The sequence below is a fragment of the Pedobacter sp. ASV28 genome (genome assembly GCF_016428855.1).
Lineage (GTDB): Bacteria > Bacteroidota > Bacteroidia > Sphingobacteriales > Sphingobacteriaceae > Pedobacter.
The window spans coordinates 1-11,975 of sequence record NZ_JAELTN010000100.1; the positions used below are offsets into that span (position 1 = coordinate 1).

The 11,975-nt window shown below is 39.0% G+C and carries 13 protein-coding genes; 7 read left to right on the forward strand and 6 right to left on the reverse strand.

Annotation, left to right across the window (positions count from 1 at the left end; translation table 11 throughout):
* The 6 genes from JHD79_RS21665 to JHD79_RS21690 form a co-directional block, all read right to left on the reverse strand.
* The coding region (locus JHD79_RS21665) for an ABC transporter permease (RefSeq protein ID WP_199121450.1) at positions 1-954 on the reverse strand (954 nt) is incomplete at its 3' end.
* A gap of 30 nt (positions 955-984) precedes the next feature.
* Positions 985-1,731, reverse strand: a complete 747-nt coding sequence (locus tag JHD79_RS21670; RefSeq protein ID WP_199121451.1) for an ABC transporter ATP-binding protein — start codon at positions 1,729-1,731, stop codon at positions 985-987.
* Positions 1,732-1,831: 100 nt separating this feature from the next.
* Complete coding sequence (locus JHD79_RS21675) at positions 1,832-2,752, reverse strand: ABC transporter ATP-binding protein (protein WP_199121452.1); 921 nt, start codon at positions 2,750-2,752, stop codon at positions 1,832-1,834.
* Positions 2,749-3,696: an HlyD family secretion protein gene (locus tag JHD79_RS21680; protein ID WP_199121453.1), complete on the reverse strand. Its 948-nt coding sequence runs from the start codon at positions 3,694-3,696 to the stop codon at positions 2,749-2,751. Before JHD79_RS21680 ends, JHD79_RS21675 begins: the two co-directional genes overlap by 4 nt.
* Positions 3,697-3,716: 20 nt before the next feature.
* Positions 3,717-5,060 carry a TolC family protein gene (locus JHD79_RS21685; RefSeq protein ID WP_199121454.1) on the reverse strand — a complete coding sequence of 448 codons (1,344 nt, stop codon included), beginning with the start codon at positions 5,058-5,060 and terminating at the stop codon, positions 3,717-3,719.
* A 62-nt stretch (positions 5,061-5,122) separates the two neighbouring features.
* Positions 5,123-5,371, reverse strand: a complete 249-nt coding sequence (locus tag JHD79_RS21690; protein ID WP_199121455.1) for an SHOCT domain-containing protein — start codon at positions 5,369-5,371, stop codon at positions 5,123-5,125.
* Positions 5,372-5,647: 276 nt separating this feature from the next.
* Between JHD79_RS21690 and JHD79_RS21695 the strand changes: the two genes are divergently transcribed.
* From JHD79_RS21695 to JHD79_RS21725, 7 genes are all read left to right on the forward strand, one after another.
* Positions 5,648-6,259, forward strand: coding sequence for a hypothetical protein (locus JHD79_RS21695; RefSeq protein WP_199121456.1), 612 nt, complete (start codon positions 5,648-5,650; stop codon positions 6,257-6,259).
* 214 nt (positions 6,260-6,473) lie between these two features.
* Positions 6,474-7,091 carry a hypothetical protein gene (locus tag JHD79_RS21700; RefSeq protein ID WP_199121457.1) on the forward strand — a complete coding sequence of 206 codons (618 nt, stop codon included), beginning with the start codon at positions 6,474-6,476 and terminating at the stop codon, positions 7,089-7,091.
* A 12-nt stretch (positions 7,092-7,103) separates the two neighbouring features.
* Positions 7,104-8,426, forward strand: coding sequence for a TolC family protein (locus JHD79_RS21705; RefSeq protein ID WP_199121458.1), 1,323 nt, complete (start codon positions 7,104-7,106; stop codon positions 8,424-8,426).
* A 10-nt stretch (positions 8,427-8,436) separates the two neighbouring features.
* A complete protein-coding gene (locus tag JHD79_RS21710) occupies positions 8,437-9,645 on the forward strand; it encodes an efflux RND transporter periplasmic adaptor subunit (RefSeq protein ID WP_199121459.1) in 1,209 nt (402 codons plus the stop codon).
* Positions 9,642-10,385: an ABC transporter ATP-binding protein gene (locus JHD79_RS21715; RefSeq protein ID WP_233164826.1), complete on the forward strand. Its 744-nt coding sequence runs from the start codon at positions 9,642-9,644 to the stop codon at positions 10,383-10,385. Before JHD79_RS21710 ends, JHD79_RS21715 begins: the two co-directional genes overlap by 4 nt.
* 11 nt (positions 10,386-10,396) lie before the next feature.
* On the forward strand, positions 10,397-11,617 hold the full coding sequence (locus JHD79_RS21720) for an ABC transporter permease (protein ID WP_199121460.1): 1,221 nt from the start codon (positions 10,397-10,399) through the stop codon (positions 11,615-11,617).
* Between the two features lie 134 nt (positions 11,618-11,751).
* The coding region (locus JHD79_RS21725) for a hypothetical protein (RefSeq protein ID WP_199121461.1) at positions 11,752-11,975 on the forward strand (224 nt) is incomplete at its 3' end.

The following is an 11,975-nucleotide window of genomic DNA, read 5'->3' on the forward strand; positions in this document are numbered from 1 at the left end:
CCCCCCCCCCCCCCCCCCCCCCCCCCCTATTTTCATCCAGAAGACGGCATACGAGATGGTAACGCAGGTCTCGTGGGCTCGGAGATGTGTATAAGAGACAGACATAGCCGTTTGCTGTGTCTTAGCTGTATTTGAGATCAAAATCCCTACCGATAGGGATGTAATGGTAAATAAAATACTCTCTGCCATTAATAACCATATGCTTCCGGCAATAGGTACATCCAAGGCAAAAACACTAATGAGCATAATACTGATGATGTTCAACATGGAAACCATGAGGTAGGGAATGGTTTTCGCTATGATGATCCTAAAAGGCTTTAAGGGAGAAACCAAGATCACTTCCATTGTTCCGATCTCTTTTTCTTTGACAATAGCTATGGAGGTCATCATCGTACAAACCAACATCAATACCAAGGCCATAACACCAGGAACAAAATTATAGGCGCCTTTTAATTCTGGATTGTATAGCATACGAACCTGAACATTGATGGTATAAGGCAATTGCTGGTTGCCATTCATTGCCTGCTGATAGTCATTGATGATAGAGGCTGCATAATTGCTGAGCATATTGGCCGTGTTAGGGTCAGAAGAATCTGCGATCAATTGTATTTGGGCATGATTGGTATGTAAAAGATTATCTCTAAAGCCTCGGGGAAAGACTACCGCAAGCCTAATCTGGCCTTGTCGGAAAGTAGCTTCAATATCTTTATAGGAGTTTACATATTTATAAAGGCTGAAATAACGACTGGCCGAAATTTCCTCAGAAATGCTTCTTGAAGCATCGTCTTTGGCTTGGTCGAAAATAATAAAGTTAGAATTTTTAACTTCATTTGTAAGTGCAAATCCATACAACAGAATTTGAATAACAGGCATCCAGATCAGGATGAACAAAGTTCTTTTATCCCTCCAAATGTGCAGCCATTCCTTTTTTACAAAGATTAGGAATTGTTTCATTGCCTCATGTTGATATGTTCATATACTTTCTTAGTCTCCTATTCTTTGTGCTTTTCTGGCCAACTGTAAGAATACATCGTCCATTGAACTAACCCCAAAATTTTTCATCAGGTTCTTGGGGGAATCTAAGGCATCTATTCTACCATCTACCATAATAGATACCCTACTGCAGTACTCGGCCTCATCCATGTAATGAGTGGTTACAAAAATGGTAATGCCTTTTGCCGAAGCGGCATAAATCATACTCCAAAACTCGCGTCTGGCAATAGGATCAACACCGCCGGTAGGTTCATCTAAAAACACAATAGCAGGGTCATGCACAATGGCAATGGAAAAAGCCAATTTCTGCTTCCAGCCTAACGGCAATGATCTAACCAAACTTTTCCGCTCTCCTTCAAGTTCTAATTGAGCTAACAATAAACTTGTTTTTTCCCTAATCTGGTCATCGTCCAGTCCATAAATGCCTGCATAGAAACTAATATTTTCATTTACCGTAAGGTCTTCATAAAGAGAAAATTTCTGGCTCATATAACCTATGTTTTTCTTAATGGACTCGTTTTCTTTATACACATCAAAACCTGCAACCGAAGCAGTACCTGACGTAGGAAGAGATAAGCCACACAACATTCTCATGGCAGTTGTTTTTCCAGCACCATTTGCACCAAGAAAGCCGAAAATTTCTCCTTTTTCTACTTCAAAACTAATATGATCTACAGCGGTAAAAGCCCCAAATTTCTTGGTAAGGTCTTTTGCTATAATTACTTTTCCTGCTTCCATTTGAATTTTTCGATGGTGTTTTCATTTTTAACAGTGTTCAGAAACGATACACTGGTTCGTTGATTTTGTTCTACCTATGGCTACCTTTCATGATGCCTTACTATTCCTTCATTAAGGCCATAAAACAGTCTTCCACATTGGCAGTTATCGGAATAATTTCCACGTTGGTATAATTTCCATTTTCAACAATCCTCTCTAGCTCCTCTTTATTATTTTCGTTATGATTAAATGTAACATGGTGATATTGCCCAAATGGATAACAACTCATCACAGCCGGATCAGACTTAATAGCTTCCATTAAAGGATACATTTCATTTGCCTTTATGGCCCATAACGAATGCTGGAATTCTTCGATTATATCTTTGGGCGTATTAACAGACAACAACATCCCTTTTTGGATCAGGCCCACCCTATCGCAAAGTGTAGCCTCATCCATATAAGCGGTAGACACCAGTATGGTTATGCCCTGCATTTTCAACCTGTGCAGCATTTCCCAAAACTCTTTACGAGATACCGCATCTACACCTGTGGTAGGCTCGTCTAAAAATAAGACTGTTGGCTTATGGATAAGCGCGCAGCTCAACGCCAATTTCTGCTTCATTCCACCTGATAGCTGTCCAGCCCTCCGGTCTTTAAAAGGCTCAATTTGACTGTATATCTCTTTAACTAGCTCATAATTTTCTTTAATGGTAGTGTGAAAAATCGCGGCAAAAAATTCCAGATTTTCCTGAACAGTCAAATCTGGATACAAAGAAAATTTTCCAGGCATATAGCCCACCCTATTGCGGATTTTTTTATAATCCTTAACCACATCAAAACCATCAACCGATGCAAATCCACTATCTGCAAGCAGCAAGGTGGTTAAAATACGGAATAAAGAAGTCTTGCCTGCTCCATCAGGTCCTATTAGGCCAAAAATTTCACCTTGGTCTACGGCAAAAGAAACTCCACCCAAGGCTTCCACCTCAACTTTTCCCGCCCGATATTTTTTTATGATATTTTCTACCACGATCGTCTTCATAAGCTGCTGTTAAATTTTACCTCTGCATACATGCCTATTTTTAGATATCCATCATTTTTAACCCTAATCTTAATGGCATAAACCAAATTGGCACGTTCTTCTTTTGTTTGAATGGTTTTTGGTGTAAATTCAGCCTTATCTGAAATCATACTGACTATCCCCTCATACTTTCGATAGCTATTTGAGGTGCTATCGACCAACACGGTTACTTTTTGATTAATCTTAACCTGGTTCAATTGCGTTTCGGTAATGTACGCCCTTAAGGTAATCACAGAGAGGTCTGCTATACTATACAATGCTTTACCTGCGGAAGTTATTTCCCCCATCATGGCATATTTGGTGAGTACCGTGCCTTGAATTGGATTAACAATAGTAGTTCGTTTTAATTGGTCGTTGACTTGAGCAACAGATTGTTTTAGGGGTTTGTATTCACTAAGTATAGCGCTATTCTGTGTTCCTGTTGCAGTTTCCTGAACTTTGATCTGCTGTTCATTTACGGTAATCTGTTGCTTTAAAATACGAATTTGCATATTAATATCATCCAGCTGTTTGGTAGTGGCCGCATCTGCATGAATCAGGTTTTCAGTTCGTTTCTTCTCATAGAGTGCGTTTGAAAGCTGAATATCAAGTACACCAATCTGATCTTTTAACAATTGTACCTGTGGAAGAACATTTAAGGTTTTTTGGTGCAAAGCACCAATGGAAGCCTGTATCTGCTCTTTTTGCAGTTGCAATGGAACAGAATCGATCATTCCTACCATACTTCCTTTTTTAAGTGTTTCTCCCTCTTCGACATTCAGCACTACAATCTTCCCTGGAATTTCCGAGGATACCATCACCTCATCTGCTTCAAACGTACCTGAGGCATCTGATCTATTTTTTTGTGTGTTACAACTTACGAACACCACAATCAGACTAAAATATAAGGAGAAATAAATTTTCATTGGTGAATAGATTAAGTCATTTAATTTTTAAGGTTACCAGTAGTGTTCTGGTAATTGAACAATGCCTGCAATAACTGCGTCTCATGCAAAATCTTATTCTGCCGAGCCTCATCTTCAGCAATAATTGTCGTAATATAATCGTGAACGCTAAGTACCCCGTTTTTTAATTGGGCATCTGCTGCATTTTTTACGGCGAACCTTAATCCAATGATCTTGTCGTCTGTTTCCAACAATGTTCTGAATTTATCTATAATGGCCATTTGTTGTTCCTGAACAATGCTGGTATTGAGCAAAAAAGTTTCCTTTTGAAGGTCGATTGTTTCACGGCTAATGTCAAGCAATTGTAGCTGGTTTTTATGGGTATAAAGGCTACCAAAATTCCAAGTGAGTTTTATTCCTCCTATATAGTACCAAGAAAAGTCGTTGCTCAACATATTTAGTCCAGGCCGACCATATCCTCCCTGAACAAAAAAAGACAGCTTTGGCATCAACTGCAAGTTCAAAAGTTTCTGCTGATCGTCATACATTTTTTTCTGATCGTCATACAATGAAAGCTCTGGCCGTTTAATACGATTTTGCAAAACGGGCATTAACGGTCTTTCAAAAATGGTCTTTCCATCAAGTGGAAGATTAATGAACTTGGCCATCATGGCTACATAAGCCTTTCTATTGGCCATTAATGATATTCTTTCCTGTTCGCTCTGTAGAAATTGGGCATTTAGCTCGTCAACATTACTTCTATAGGCTACCCCATTGGCCACCAATGCTTTTGTCTTTTCTAAACCATTATGAATATCATTTAGCAAGAGCCCATTTTGTTTCAATTGCTCATCGATCAGCAATACGCCAAAAAATATCTCATTGACCCTATCATATAACTGATATAGCTCCACTTCCAGGCTTTGCTCTTGCATGGCTTTAGTTGTTCTGGCTACCTGTTGCTGATTTTTGATCAATCCTCCATCATAGATAACTTGGTCTACCTCGGCGTAGGCTTTATACTGATCTTTGCTGTATTGGGGAATAGTAAATCCGGGAATGGGAATCGAAAAGGGAAAGCTGGTTACCGTTGACTGGTAAGTTGCCTGTCCATTTATACTCAGTACGGGCAAATACCCTTTAGCCGCATTTGATATAGTGAACGCCGATGTTTTTGCAATTAGGTCGTTCTGTTTAGTTAAAGGGTAATTGTTCCTCGCAAGTTCATATACTTCTTTAATATTTAAAGTAACCTGTTGTTGGGCATTGGCTGAAAATCCTGTGATTAATATTAGCCAAACACAGATCTCTAGTATGGATATGGAATTCAACAGTTTTTTAGCCGCCATTACAAAACATTTAGGCACACACCTGTTCTTTTCCATTTTAGTAGATTTTGAATTAATAAGATGAAGTTTTGCCAAAGGGTTAACTAAACATTTGGTCACTATGTTGACTTATGCTTTTCCTTCTCAATAGGCTTGTCCTTTTCTTCAAGTAGTGTTTTTGTTTCCAAATATTCTTCCTTGGTAATTTTACCGGCTGCAAACCGCTTTTTTAAAATATCAAGAGGAGAATCCTTTGTTTTTCTTTGGCCGGGGATATCGTAGGGAACAGCAAAAATCCAGATCAATAGTATGAGCCAGATAAACCACCAAATAAAATGCATTCCCCAAAAACCATAAGTATAATACATAGCAGTAAATTATTTAAGTTAAAATTCGAACATATATTATTTACCAGTATTGATTTCGAGCATGATAAAACAGTGACTTTCATCATCATCATTCCTTTATTTTTAAACCGCACGGACTAAGGCCTGCAAAAATAAGAGATGCGCCACTTCTTTTTTATTGACCACGATCATCCTTAGGCATGATCGGAAACAAGCTTATGAAGTGGAATTGTGGCTACTTTTAATGTTGAGCTTCAGAAAAATTCTGATAGTAATTAAACTTTAAAAATAATCGTTATGAAAAAATTACCGATCAGCCTTTTTGTGGTTTTTATCTGCCTGACCTCATCAATGGCCAATGCACAAACCCAAACTTCCACTACCAAAACTGAATTAAAGGCAGAAGAAATTTTGGCGAGAAAGGAAAAAAAAGATATCGATGCACGATTGCAAGCTGAAAAAAAAGCCAATCGCATTGCCTTACGTAAATTGAAAGGAGCAGAAGTCAGTGATCGATCCAAGTCAAGTTTCAGTGCCGACTTTAAAGGAGCTACCGATGTGTCCTGGAGCAGATCAGCTACTTTTGATGAAGTGAGCTTTGTGCAAAACGGCATTAAAACAACTGCCTATTATGACTATGATTCAAATCTTGTTGGAACCACAGCCGACAAAACGATAAATGATCTACCTGCAGATGCTTTAAAGGAGATTAACAGATACTACAAAGATTATAAAATCGAAAGGGTCTTTTTATTTGATGACAATGAGGCGAACGATACAGACATGTTATTGTATGGAACTCAATTTGAAGATGCTGATCATTATTTTGTAGAAGTATCTAATGGGATGCGACGAGTTGTTTTAATGGTTGGTATGAATGGGGAAGTTTCCTATTTTACTAAACTATAGTTTTCTAAGCTTAGTTGTTGAATCTTCAAATACCAAAGTAGCCCGCCTGTTTCAATTTCATTTTTAAGTATACAAATGTGTTGAAAGGCGCTACTACTTGGGTTACGCATAACACCGATAGGATAAGTCAGGCAATTTGTTTTTTAAAACAGCGCTCAAATCTTATACACTTCAACAGCCAAAACAAATCGTAAATCTTTGACCTTAAAAACTCATGAAAAATTTAAAAAAACTGCTATTTGCCCTGTTACTGATTAATATTGCAATAAGTACATTTAGTTTTACCAACATACCTAAAGCCAACCAGCAATATCCCAATCCACCATGGGCTCCTCCTTATAATACTGGCGTACGCTATTATTACTTGCCAGACCTAGAGGTGTACTATGACTTGTCTGGGCAAGATTTTGTTTATCTGGATGACGGGCAATGGATGTTCTCTGCTTTACTTCCGCCACTATATGCCAACTATGATCTTTATAATACTTTCGTAATAGCGCTAGACTATAATGTATACCAGCCTTGGATGCACCATAATTTTTACGTATCCCATTATCCAAGGTTTTATTATAGGAGCTTATATAAGGGCGATGACAGGAACGACATAAGAGGTTTTGACGAAAATTCCAAAAAATCGATCTATTGGAATGCCACCGAAAGAGCTAGAGTAGCATCGGTACGACCTACAAAACCATTCATGAGTAAACAGGAGCCCCATCCACAGACCAGACCACCACAACCTACCAATTATAATGGAAGAGACATAGGACGTCCAGTTCCGGTAAGTAATGGAATGAGAGAAGGTGGAAATGGCGGAAGGCAACGTCATTAATCACTAATGAAGATGATGAGGTTTTCAATTATCTTATTTAACGTTTTATGCTCTGGCATCAACCTATTTGCACAAACCGATGCAACTCAGGCTCCCGATCAGAAAAAATGGAGTCTGACAGCTTGCATAGACACAGCCTTAAAAAACAACGTCCAGATCAATACGTTAAGGTTAGCCAAGCTAACCAGCGAACAAGAATATCTACTAGCCAAAGCTTCTAGACAACCAACGCTTACAGGTACTTTTTCCCAAAATTATACGCATGCTACCTCTATATCTGGCAACTCAGGATCTTTAGGGACTTATGGTTTGAATAGTTCGGTTACGCTCTATAATGGCAATGCTATTAACAATACCATACTTCAAAGCAACCTGACCGTTCAGGCCGCCAACCTGGATATTGTTCAGCAGGAAAACGATATAACACTACTTGTTACCCAAGCTTACCTTGCTGTACTTTATGACAAGGAGAATATCATCTACAACAATTCATTGCTCAGTACCGCCCAGGCCCAAGTGAAACAGGTACAGCTTTTTTATAGCGCAGGGAGCATTGCCAAAAACACATTGATACAGATGCAAGCTCAGCTCGCTACCGATCAATATACATTGGTAAGTGCTAAAAATGCCGAAAGGACAGACCTTTTGGCTTTGAGACAACTGTTGCTTTTAGATAGAAATATCAACTTTGATGTAGTGGAACCTAATATTGACTCGGTAGTTTCGGATATTACCATTGTCCCTTTAAATCAAGTGATCACAAATGCCTTATCGAATTTTCCGGATGTCAAGATCAACAAATTGGAACTCGACATTGCCAAATACACATTGGCTATTGCAAAAGCTGGATACAGACCTTCCCTAACTTTGGGAGCTGGTGTAAATTCAGGTTATTTAAGCAGTGTAACGAATTCCTTTCCCAATCAGCTCTCCAATAATTTTAACCAACAAATTGGGCTTACGCTTAGCGTCCCCATATTTTCTAGGCGGCTGGTTAAAACTAGGGTAGAGGAAGCCAAAATTGGGATAGACTTGGCTCATCTTAACTTGAAAAATTCGAATTTTCTGCTTTCCCAGAAAGTGGAACAAGCCTACCTGAACTTACAGAATGCCCAAAGCAGCTATAATGCAGCCCTTAACCAATATCAGTTTAGCAAAGAAAGCTACCGCATAGCAGGGGAGCAATTAAAAGCTGGCGCCTTTAATATGGTAGACTTCCTTTTACAAAAAACATTATTTGTGCAGGCCCAACAGTTATTTCTACAGGCTAAATATACAGCACTGTTAAGTTTGAAGATATATAATTTTTATAATGGCGAACGTATAAAACTTTGACACCAATACCATGAAAAAAAGGCTGAAGTACATTATCATTGCCGTAGGGATCATCTTGATTATCTTATTAATAGGATGGTTCATAATAGGAAAAAGAAACGATCAAATTAACTTGGAGACCAAGCAACCTACCTATGGTTATATTTCACAAAGTGTCACAGCAACGGGAAAGATAGAACCAGTTGATACGGTTACGGTAGGTAGTCAGGTTTCCGGCATTATCAAAAATCTGTATGTAGACTTTAACTCCACGGTGAAGAAAGGAGATTTATTGGCACAGCTCGACAAAACACTTTTACAGGCAACTCTAGACCAATATAATGGTGCCCTGCAAAGTGCAGAAAGTCAGCTCTCCTATGCAAAAGTCAACTATGAAAGACAGGATTTCCTATTCAATAACGGTGCTATAAGTAAAGCAGATCATGACGTAGCATTAAACACTTACAATACCGCAAAGGCATCGGTACTTACGGCAAGAGCGCAAGTCAAATCTGCGGAAAAAAACCTATCCTTTACCGACATCTACTCGCCTATTGATGGCGTGGTACTGAACCGTAACATAAGTATTGGGCAGACCGTTGCAGCAAGTTTTAATACACCAACACTCTTTATCATTGCCAGGGATATTAAGAAAATGGAGGTAGAAGCAAACGTTGACGAGGCTGATATTGGGAATGTAACCGCAGGTAACCGCGTAACCTTTAGTGTCGACGCTTTTGCAGACGACCAATTCAACGGAACTGTTAAAGATATACGCCTCCATCCAAGCGTATCTGCCAATGTGGTCACTTATACCACCATTATCAATACACCGAATGACGATATGAAACTCAAGCCGGGAATGACCGCAAACATTATTATTTACACCAAAGAAATCAAAAATGCACTACTGATTCCCGCAGGTGCATTAACCTTCAAACCTGATTCTACGGTAAGAAAAAGCTATGCTGTAGATGACTCTAAAGAATTAAACAACAACAGCTCTGCTCCGCCCAACAGTAGCAACAAACAGCAAACAGGGTTTGTATGGTTATTGAAAGACAAAAATTTAAAAAGAGTAAAGGTCAGTCTGGGCATTAACGATAATGTTAATGTTCAGATCTTAGACGGGCTAACCACTAACGATAATGTAGCGATCGCTATAAATAGAGCTACAAAGAGTACCAAATCTAAAACGTCCAGTCCATTCATACCACAGCGAACGGGAGGAGGAAGATGAGCAAGATACTTGAAATCAAAGATCTCCAACGCAATTTTTCAGTAGGTGGTGAGGTTGTTCATGCCCTAAAGGGGATATCTTTTGACATTATGACCGGAGAGTTTGTTACCATTATGGGAAGCAGCGGTTCTGGCAAAACTACCTTGTTAAACATTTTAGGCTGCTTGGATAAGCCTACATCGGGCGAATATTTTCTTGATGGCACTGCTATAAATACAAAGTCGAGAGATGAACTGGCAACATTAAGAAACCATAAAATCGGCTTTGTTTTTCAATCTTATAACCTATTGCCCAAAACTTCTGCACTGGAAAATGTCGAACTCCCTTTGTTATATAACGCCGAAATTAGCAGCACTGAACGTAAAAAAAGAGCCACAGAAGCATTAAAGGCCGTCAATCTTTCTGATAGAATGAGCCATACCCCAACCCAATTATCTGGTGGACAACAGCAAAGGGTAGCCATTGCAAGGGCTTTAGTTAATGAGCCTGTTATGATTTTAGCTGATGAAGCAACCGGAAATCTGGATAGCCGAACCTCTTATGAGATTATGGCACTGATGCAGGACCTGAATATAAATCATGGCAAAACGATCGTATTTGTAACCCATGAACCTGATATTGCCACTTTTAGTAGTCGCACTATTCGTTTAAAGGATGGCCAAATCCAAGCAGATATCATAAATCAGAACCGCCAAAATGCTACTGATGTTTTAGCCGCTTTACCATCAAACAATGAATAAACTTCAAATCCATGAACATCGTAAATTTGCTTCGGATTGCATTTAGGGCATTGCAAAGAAATAAGCTAAGAGCCTTTTTAACCATGTTAGGTATCATTATTGGCGTAGCGGCAGTTATTGTAATGGTAGCCATTGGGCAGGGTTCCAAACAAAGCATCCATGATCAGCTGGCCAACATGGGCTCCAATATGATCACCGTATTGCCCGCCAGCAATATTTCTGGTGGGGTTAAAATAGCAGGTTCCAGCTTTCAAACCTTAACAGAAAAAGATATTATTGCCTTAAAACAAGAGGGAAAATATATTTCGGAAGTATCTCCTGCAGTAACATCAAGAGGTCAATCTATTAATGGGGCCATGAACTGGCCCACTACAATGACTGGTGTAACTCCAGAATACCTCGACATTCGCAAATTGACAATTAAAAGCGGCAGATCCCTACTGCCAAGAGATGTAACAACTTCAGCCAAAGTATGTCTCATTGGCCAAACAGTAGCCGACAACCTTTATCCCAATGGCGAAAACCCTGTAGGTAGGGTTATTCGTTTTGGTAATATTCCTTTCCAAATTGTTGGCTTATTGGACGAAAAAGGCTTTAATGCTTTTGGGCAGGATCAAGATGACATATTGGTTGCGCCCGTTTCTACTGTTCAAAATAGAATTTTGGCTACCATCTACTATCAATATATCTATGCCTCTGCTTCCAGCGAACAGGTAACAGATTTAGCTACAGCCGAAGTAACTGCTATCCTTAGAAAATCGCATCGGTTAAAAGTTTCTGACCAGAATGATTTTACAGTGCGCACACAAGAACAACTTATCAGTACCTTAAGTGCCACCACCAGCTTGCTGACCATATTATTGACCGTAATAGCAGGAATATCCCTTGTAATTGGAGGAATAGGCATCATGAATATTATGTATGTATCCGTTACAGAAAGGACAAGAGAGATCGGGCTACGCATGTCAATTGGGGCAAAGGGAAAAGACATCCTCATGCAGTTTCTCATAGAAGCAATTTTGATTAGCTTAACAGGTGGCATTATAGGCGTATTATTAGGCTTTATTTCTACCAAGATGGTTACCCTCCTACTTAACTGGCCCACCTTAATATCAGAATCTTCAGTTATCCTCTCTTTTATTGTATGTGCACTTACAGGTATCTTTTTTGGTTATTATCCGGCCCAAAAAGCATCCCGCCTCGATCCAATTGATGCACTGAGGTACGAATAAAATACCAGCTATCGGCTATGATGGCAATCATATGAAGCAATGACAAACATCAACTGATATTCAATCAATTACATTTAATTTTAATCTCAGAAAACAGAAAAATTCTGATGTCTTTAAACTTAAAAGTAATCGTTATGAAAAAACTATTTTTTCTTCTTATTGCAATTACCTTTACCAGTGTATCGGTAAATGCACAAAGTACCAAACCTCAGCAACACAAAATGCAAGCCAAGAAAAATATGGAATGTTATGTGATGAAAGAAGGCAAACACCAAGAGAAGGTAGATCATTTTATGAAACAGATAGGGAATAGCGTTGGCTATGCTAAGATTGATTATGAATATGTGTGGAATATTGA

Bases quoted from the DNA above. Each gene is read 5' to 3' on its own strand.
- JHD79_RS21680 (WP_199121453.1), bottom strand. From the start codon at position 3,696: ATGAAAATTTATTTCTCCTTATATTTTAGTCTGATTGTGGTGTTCGTA.
- JHD79_RS21700 (WP_199121457.1), top strand. From the start codon at position 6,474: ATGAAAAATTTAAAAAAACTGCTATTTGCCCTGTTACTGATTAATATT.
- JHD79_RS21675 (WP_199121452.1), bottom strand. From the start codon at position 2,752: ATGAAGACGATCGTGGTAGAAAATATCATAAAAAAATATCGGGCGGGA.
- JHD79_RS21690 (WP_199121455.1), bottom strand. From the start codon at position 5,371: ATGTATTATACTTATGGTTTTTGGGGAATGCATTTTATTTGGTGGTTT.
- JHD79_RS21720 (WP_199121460.1), top strand. From the start codon at position 10,397: ATGAACATCGTAAATTTGCTTCGGATTGCATTTAGGGCATTGCAAAGA.
- JHD79_RS21715 (WP_233164826.1), top strand. From the start codon at position 9,642: ATGAGCAAGATACTTGAAATCAAAGATCTCCAACGCAATTTTTCAGTA.
- JHD79_RS21710 (WP_199121459.1), top strand. From the start codon at position 8,437: ATGAAAAAAAGGCTGAAGTACATTATCATTGCCGTAGGGATCATCTTG.
- JHD79_RS21695 (WP_199121456.1), top strand. From the start codon at position 5,648: ATGAAAAAATTACCGATCAGCCTTTTTGTGGTTTTTATCTGCCTGACC.
- JHD79_RS21685 (WP_199121454.1), bottom strand. From the start codon at position 5,060: ATGGAAAAGAACAGGTGTGTGCCTAAATGTTTTGTAATGGCGGCTAAA.
- JHD79_RS21705 (WP_199121458.1), top strand. From the start codon at position 7,104: ATGATGAGGTTTTCAATTATCTTATTTAACGTTTTATGCTCTGGCATC.
- JHD79_RS21670 (WP_199121451.1), bottom strand. From the start codon at position 1,731: ATGGAAGCAGGAAAAGTAATTATAGCAAAAGACCTTACCAAGAAATTT.